The following is a 6,032-nucleotide window of genomic DNA, read 5'->3' as shown; positions in this document are numbered from 1 at the left end:
TTGCAAAAGTAGCATTAGAAGACGCCGCTGCACTTGCAGTCTCTGAAAAAGCAAACGAAGTTCAAATTGAGCATTATTTACTGAGTCTATTAGAAAGGCCAAATAGTGATTTTGACGTCTTATTAAGTCATTTTGATTGTTCTGAGAACTTATTAAGACAATCGGTTCGATCCACACTCGACACCAACGCCAAAGGAAATGGCAGCAAACCTGTTTTTTCTGCTTTATTAATCGAATGGTTGCAAGAAAGCTGGCTGGTTTCTTCTTTAGATCTATCCGAAACACAAATCCGCTCTGGTGCCTTACTCCTTACTCTTGTTAGCAACCCTCTCCGTTACGGCCAACATGGTTACGCCTCTATCCTTGAAGCGGTAAACCCTGACAGCCTTAAGCGTAACTTTGCAGAGCTTACAAGCCACTCTATTGAGGCGCAAGTTGCTACTTCAGAGAAAACACAAGCTCGTGAGGATGGCTCAGCACTGAGCAAGTTCACAACCGACTTCACTGGTAAAGCACGCAAAGGCGAAATCGACCCTGTTTTCTGCCGCGACCAAGAAATCCGCCAAATCGTGGACATTCTTGCTCGTCGCCGTAAAAACAACCCTATTGCTGTTGGTGAACCGGGCGTTGGTAAAACCGCAGTAGTAGAAGGTTTGGCACTTAAGATTGTACAAGGTGACGTACCAGACAACCTCAAAGGTGTTGAGCTTTACGGCCTGGACATGGGTCTCCTGCAAGCTGGTGCAAGCGTAAAAGGCGAATTCGAAAAACGCCTAAACGCAGTATTGGATGAAGTGAAAAACTCACCAACTCCAATCATTCTATTCATCGATGAAGCACACACCCTTGTTGGCGGTGGTAACCAAGCAGGCGGCAGCGACGCGGCAAACTTGCTAAAACCAGCCCTAGCGCGTGGTGAAGTGAAAACCATCGCTGCGACAACATGGTCGGAATACAAGAAATACTTCGAGAAAGATCCTGCTCTTGCGCGTCGTTTCCAATTGGTGAAACTCGACGAACCGTCTCCTGAGCAAGCAGCATTGATCATTCGTGGTCTGCGCCCAGCATACGAGAAGTCACATAACGTTTACGTGCGTGACGATGCTATCACTGCTGCGGCAGCACTTTCTGCTCGTTACATCTCTGGTCGTCAACTGCCAGACAAAGCGATCGATGTACTAGATACGGCGTGTGCACGAGTGAACATCAGCCTTAATGCCATTCCTGCTTCTGTAGAGACACTGCAGCAAGAACTTGCAGCTCAACAGCGCGAGCTTGAAGCACTTGAGCGTGATGCTCTGCAGCAAACTGGCGACAAGCACAGCCTTGCTAACATTCCAGACCTAAAACTGGCAATGGAAACAACGAAAGAAGAGCTAGCAGAACAAGAAGCTCAATGGCACAAAGAAAAGGAGCAGATCCAAGAGATGATTGCTCTACGCTCTCGCTTGCATGAACTGGTTTTTGGCGAAACAAATGAAGAAGAGCTTTCTGCAGACGAAGATTCAGAACAAGAGCAAGACGTTTCTCCATATGCAGAAATGGATGAAGAAGCCGTTCGCATTGCAATTTCAGCCTGCCAAGAACAGTTAGACGCAATCCGCAGTGGTAACCCGCTGGTTCACTTTGAAGTGGGTCCAGATGAAGTTAGCCATGTGATCTCGGACTGGACTGGTATTCCTATGGGTAAGATGCTTCAAGACGAAGCAGAAACCACGCTAAAACTGAAAGAAAGCCTAACACAAAGCATCAAAGGCCAAGAATACGCTATCGATGCCCTGTCTGAAGGCATTCAAACTGCGAAAGCTGGTCTAGGTAACCCAGACGCACCAACAGGCGTATTCCTGCTGGTTGGCCCAAGTGGCGTGGGTAAAACCGAAACGGCTCGTGCGATCGCTGATCAAATGTTTGGTGGTGAGCGCTTTATGACGACCATTAACATGTCTGAGTTCCAAGAGAAGCACACGGTATCTCGCCTAATCGGTTCACCTCCGGGTTACGTAGGTTACGGTGAAGGCGGCATGCTGACAGAAGCGGTTCGTCAACGTCCATATTCTGTTGTTCTTCTTGATGAAGTGGAAAAAGCCGACCCTGAAGTGTTGAACCTGTTCTACCAAGTGTTCGACAAAGGCACGCTGAACGACGGCGAAGGCCGCACAATCGACTTCAAGAACACGCTGATCATCATGACCAGTAACCTTGCGACGCATGAGATCGAATCTTTGGTTCATCAATCCAAAGACATCGATGCAAACATCATCGCAGAAGCTATTCGCCCTACTTTGAACCAACACTTCAAGCCGGCGCTGTTGGCACGTATGTCAGTACTACCATTTGTTCCGCTGTCTGATGAAGCGATGACAGAAATTATTCACCACAAGCTGAACAAAGTTTCTCAGCGTCTACAGAGCCATCACAAGTTGTCTCTGAGCTACGAAGAAAGCTTGGTTGAGTTCGTACTAGGTAACTGTCGCATTGCTGAAACGGGCGCGCGTAACATCGACGCGGTCATCAACCGTCAGTTGCTGCCGCAACTATCGACTCAGCTATTAGTGCATGACAAGGATGATTCACATACGCAAATCGAAGTGTCTGTCGATGAGCAAGGAACACTAACCTATGCGTTCAGCTAACCATAGCGAACTTAGCAACGCCCTACTTGCGATCAGCCAATCTTTGGCTGATCGCAGCCAGCTGACTCAAACGTTGGATGCAGTGTTGACCGCTGCGAGACAAATGACCCTCGCAAAGCACGGCATCATTTATGTTTTGGACCAGACTGGCCAGGCGTTGATTCCAAGTACCGCTCACCATAACGATAAAACGATTGTTTCCCCCCCTTGGGAGGCATTGCAGATTGATTCCGCTAGTGAGAACGACCCATTTAACTTTGCCATTCGCAATGGTGAAGTGGTATTGATTAACGAGTTGTATAAGTACAACGGTTATGACTGTGACAGCATCTATCAAACTGAGCAGACGCTAGGGCTAAAAAGCGAGAACTTACTGGCTTGGCCTTTGATTGATAGCGAAAGTAAGACCATTGGACTCTTGGTCTTGCTCGATCTAAGTGTTATCGACAATGAGGCGGCATTGACTGAGTTTTGTCGCATGGCGGCGAGTAATATTCGCCAAGCCGTTTGGTTAGAGCAATATGGGCAAGTGATTAAAAGCCTCAGTGCCGATAATCAAGCCCTAGTGCGCGAGAACACTCAGCTCAAAAAGCGCACCCAAAAAACCTATCAGGGCCCTATTGCAGAGAGCGAAGAAATGCTCAATGTCTTGAATCGTCTTGATAAGGTGTTATCTCTTCCTGTCGACGTTCTGTTACGTGGTGAGACTGGTGCCGGTAAAGAGGTGATCGCGAAATACATTCACGAAAACTCTAACCGAGCAGAACAACCTTTGATCGTTCAAAACTGTGCGGCTATTCCAGAGCAGTTATTGGAGTCGGAACTCTTCGGCCATAAGAAAGGCTCATTTACGGGCGCAGACAAAGACAAAGTCGGCCTGTTTGAAGCAGCCAATGGCGGTACGCTTTTCTTAGATGAGATTGGCGATATGCCAATGCTACTGCAGGCAAAATTGCTGCGTGTGCTACAAGAACGTAAAGTTCGCCCAATCGGCACCAGCAAAGAGATTGACGTCGACGTTCGCGTTATCGCCGCAACCCACTGTAATCTTATGCAGCAAATCAAAGATGGTGGGTTCCGTGCTGACTTGTTCTATCGCTTGAACGTATTCCCGATTACGCTGCCTCCCTTGAGAGCACGCAAGTCGGACATTCTCCCTCTCGCAGAACACTTCGTGCAACACACCACCAACACGCTAGGTTTACCGCAAGCACCAGGGTTAAGTGCCAACGTCCGTAAACAGCTTCTTGCGTACCCATACCCAGGTAACGTGCGTGAGCTTAAAAACATCATCGAACGCTCAGTGCTACTGTCCGATTTTGAAACCATCACTCACATTGAGTTTGGTGAACAAATCCCAGAAGATACGCCAAGTGTTGAAGTAACAGCGGCGTCACCTGCCCCAGAACAACCTGCTTACGAGCAGCAAGCACAAGCGGATTTAGAAGACGTTTCAAAGAGCCTTAAGGACGTTGTCAGCCAATACGAGCGTACAGTAATCATCGATTGCTTAAATGCCTGCAATTGGCACACCAAGAAGGCCGCCGAGCAATTGGCACTTCCAATGAGCACTCTCAACCATAAGATGAAGAAATACGACATTTCTGCAGCGGGTTGATGGGGCTTAAAAAGAAAATTCTAAATTCAGTATGAAGTCATAAGAAAAGAAAAACCGCCCGAAGGCGGTTTTTTTGTATGTTACTTTGCCTGTAAAAGAGCTATTTCCGGAGCATTGAGCGAAGACGCTTGTTTCGTTATCCAATTCTCAACATATCCTTTCTGCTCGTTCTGTACCCCTAGGTTTTTCCAGTGTAAGTGATTCGCCTCACTTGTCGCATTTTCCTTTTCAACCGTTTCTATCCATGGCTTACCCGTCATGAAGTCTTTCACCGCAGGAACTTGAAGCTCAAACTTCGGTAGTTCATAACCTTCACTTACATCCATTTGTTCAAATGAAGCCAGCTCAAGTTTGATAGGTTTTAGATCATTACCATCTAAAACATCACCAAAAGGTCTTAAACCATTAACTAGTTTGCCTGTAGGCGACACATAAGAGTACTCAAAGCGAATGATATAAAGGTACTTTTTCTCGCTTGAAGTTAATAAACGGGAGAAATTCGCGTCATTCTGATCAATAAATTGAACGGCGCTTTGCTCCAGACCTGTACGCTTAGTCGCGCCGCTATCGTCAAGCTCTAGATCAAAAACGGTTCTTGTTTCTATTCCATTATACCCAGTATTTGACTTCTCGGTAACAAGACGAGAATGAATGTTGACTACCCCGGCATAATACATCACGTCATTTTTAACTGGACCATCTTTGAGCTGCAGTTTCACCCCACACTCAATGGCGTTGAGTAACATTGTATCGTAGTCGTCACTCGCACGTTCATCCCCCAACACCGCAAAACAAAGTGAAAACCTTTGCTCTTTCGACCAATCAAAATTTTGGTTTATCAGCTTATTTGCGTTGCCTTCACCCCAAGCAAGGTCACCGTCAATTTCAACACCAGGCAAAATAATAAGGTTGCCATCGATCACCTTCGGTGTACTGTCTCGAGATGATGCAGACTCACTCATGACAAACTCTTCGATCAAAAAGTCAGTGTCTGTGAGTTTCGTCTTTTCCAATGTTCGACCGTTAAAGTTTTTCGCTTCTTGTGCAGGGCTTTGACCATCGATACCAAAGTTAACTTCAGTAATATCTAGAGTGTAATTTTTATATGTACCCAAGCCCTCTAACTTACCCGCTAGCAAATCATGTCCTCCTAGTGAGAAGACATATCTCATCTGCTCAAAAGCACCGGTGTCTCGAACATATTCAAACACGCTTTGACCTGTAAAGAAGGCTTTCACCTCATCTATGACTTTAACATTTGGGCATAACGGCTTGATGCCATGGATTAAAAACTCACCAAATCCATATGTTGGCTCAAATTCAAGACCATGCAATTCCTTATCCTTAGCACCTTTACTATCAAAGTGTTTTTTAATCGCTCCATCAGGATCTTCGAATTGAGAGGCATCCATTTTGGTGAACAATACATCAAAGGTTGGCCCGTGAGAATCCAAGCCAACAACGGCTGCGCGATAAGCGACCTCCTGTAAAAACAGTGTCTTAGATGAAACATTGTCTTTTAAAACCACCTGTAGTTTCACGCGAGTTTGTGGGCGTAGCTTTCGTCCATTCTGCGCAAATGCCCACTCTACATATGGCATCCATTTCTCACCGTCTTGAACCAGCAAGCGGCTGAACTCTATATCATCACGACCAAGTTCTACTTTAGCTAAGTTGAAGTCGTGACAAAATGCCTTTAGGCCTTCTCGGATAGAAGCACTTTCTTGCAAGGACCCATCTGATTTTCGGTCCAAGAATAGGCGTGTCTGTACAGGGAACCC

The 6,032-nt window shown here is 46.3% G+C and carries 2 protein-coding genes and 1 pseudogene; 2 read left to right on the top strand and 1 reads right to left on the bottom strand.

Features of this window, described 5'->3' with window-relative positions:
• Together tssH and CAG68_RS12090 are read left to right on the top strand one after the other, a co-directional pair.
• Positions 1–2,633 (top strand): type VI secretion system ATPase TssH (gene tssH, locus CAG68_RS12095; protein ID WP_161441198.1); only part of this gene is annotated, 2,633 nt, incomplete at its 5' end.
• Complete coding sequence (locus CAG68_RS12090) at positions 2,620–4,251, top strand: sigma 54-interacting transcriptional regulator (protein WP_161441197.1); 1,632 nt, start codon at positions 2,620–2,622, stop codon at positions 4,249–4,251. The genes tssH and CAG68_RS12090, both read left to right, overlap by 14 nt.
• Before the next feature lie 80 nt (positions 4,252–4,331).
• On the opposite strand, the pseudogene CAG68_RS12085 reads toward CAG68_RS12090, so the two are convergent.
• Positions 4,332–6,032 (bottom strand): annotated as a pseudogene (locus CAG68_RS12085) (OmpA family protein); the annotation flags it as partial.

This window comes from Vibrio sp. V42_P2S4T144, from assembly GCF_009904715.1.
GTDB classification, from domain to species: domain Bacteria; phylum Pseudomonadota; class Gammaproteobacteria; order Enterobacterales; family Vibrionaceae; genus Vibrio; species Vibrio alginolyticus.
This window is presented reverse-complemented; position numbering and strand designations above follow the sequence as displayed.